The organism is Streptomyces sp. YS-3, assembly GCF_045257485.1.
In the GTDB taxonomy this organism is placed as follows: domain Bacteria; phylum Actinomycetota; class Actinomycetes; order Streptomycetales; family Streptomycetaceae; genus Streptomyces.
Genome location: NZ_JBJHPC010000939.1, coordinates 1 through 1649 on the forward strand (window position 1 = coordinate 1; position 1649 = coordinate 1649).

Annotated in this window: 1 protein-coding gene and 1 other RNA gene; both read left to right on the top strand. The window is 74.2% G+C overall.

Going from position 1 to position 1649, the window contains the following annotated elements:
• Positions 1 to 1144, top strand: a 1144-nt coding sequence (locus ACJA3G_RS36495; protein WP_406557313.1) for an RNB domain-containing ribonuclease, incomplete at its 5' end; no start/stop codon positions are given.
• 65 nt (positions 1145 to 1209) lie between these two features.
• An RNA gene (rnpB, locus tag ACJA3G_RS36500) (RNase P RNA component class A) lies at positions 1210 to 1613 on the top strand.
• Positions 1614 to 1649: the final 36 nt, after the last annotated feature.

A 1649-nucleotide genomic window follows, 5' to 3' on the forward strand; every position in this document is an offset into this window, starting at 1 on the left:
CCCCGGCGGCCCCGTCGACACCGAGGCCCACCGCCGGGTGACCACGCTCTACTTCCCCGACGAGCGCATCCCGCTCCACCCGCCCGTACTCTCCGAGGACGCCGCCAGCCTCCTCCCCGGCCGGGTCCGCCCCGCCGTCCTGTGGACCATCGACCTGGACACCCACGGGGCCGCCACCGCCACCCACGTCGAGCGGGCCCTCGTCCGCAGCCGGGCCAAGCTCGACTACGAGTCGGTGCAGCGGCAGATCGACGACGGCACCGCCGAGCCGTCCCTCGCCCTCCTCGCGGACATCGGGCGGCTGCGCGAGGAGCAGGAGGTGGCGCGCGGCGGGATCTCGCTCAACGTCCCCGAGCAGGAGATCGTCGAGCGCGACGGCCGGTACGGGCTCGACTACCGCGCTCCGCTCCCCGCCGACGGCTGGAACGCCCAGATCTCCCTGGTCACCGGCATCGCCGCCGCCGACCTGATGCTGGCGTACGGCACCGGGGTACTCCGCACCCTGCCCAGCGCCCCGGACGGCGCCGTCGCCCGGCTGCGCCGCTCCGCCGTGGCGCTCGGCATCGACTGGCCGCACCACGTCCCGTACGCCCAGGTCATCCGCTCCCTGGACCCCCGCGACCCGCACCACGCCGCGTTCCTCCAGGAGTGCACGACGCTGCTGCGCGGCGCCGGGTACACCGTCTTCACCGGCGGGAACATCCCCCGCCCGGCGATCCACGCCGCAGTCGCCGACGAGTACACGCACTGCACCGCGCCGCTGCGCCGCCTCGTCGACCGGTACGCCGCCGAGCTCTGCCTCGCGGCGGTCGCCGGCGCCGACATCCCCGCCTGGGTACGCGACGGGCTCGACGCGCTGCCCAAGGTGATGGCCGAGGGCACCCGCCGGGCCAACACGGTGGAGCGCGAGTGCGTCGACCTCGTGGAGGCCGCCCTGCTCAAGGACCGCGTAGGGGAGGTCTTCGACGCGACCGTGGTCGACATCAAGGAAGACGAGCCGACGGCGGGCACGGTCCATCTGAGCGACCCGGCCGTGGTGGCCCCGGTCCGCACCACCGAGCCCCTCCCCCTGGGCGAACCCCTCCGCGTCCGCCTCACCCGGGCCGACCCGGGCACCGCGAAGGTGGAGTTCGGCCCCGTCTGAGACAGGACGGGACGGGATGCGGCGGCGGGGGCCCGTCCGGCAGGTAGCATGGTCGGCACGGCAGACGAGCCGGGCGGACGGCCGCGTGGGGATCCTCGGATCCTCCCGAGGAACGTCCGGGCTCCACAGGGCAGGGTGGTGGGTAACACCCACCCGGGGTGACCCGCGGGACAGTGCCACAGAGAACAGACCGCCGGGGACCTCGGTCCCCGGTAAGGGTGAAACGGTGGTGTAAGAGACCACCAGCGCCTGGGGTGACTCAGGCGGCTAGGTAAACCCCACCCGGAGCAAGGTCAAGAGGAGCCGCCGTGAAAAGCGGCTCTGCGTGGACGTTCGAGGGCTGCCCGCCCGAGTCCGCGGGTAGACCGCACGAGGCCGGTGGCAACACCGGTCCTAGATGGATGGCCGTCTCCCCGGCCGCCGCGAGGCGACCGGGCGACAGAACCCGGCGTACAGCCCGACTCGTCTGCCCCTCACCCGCCCCGCCCCGGCCGGTGGCGGGACC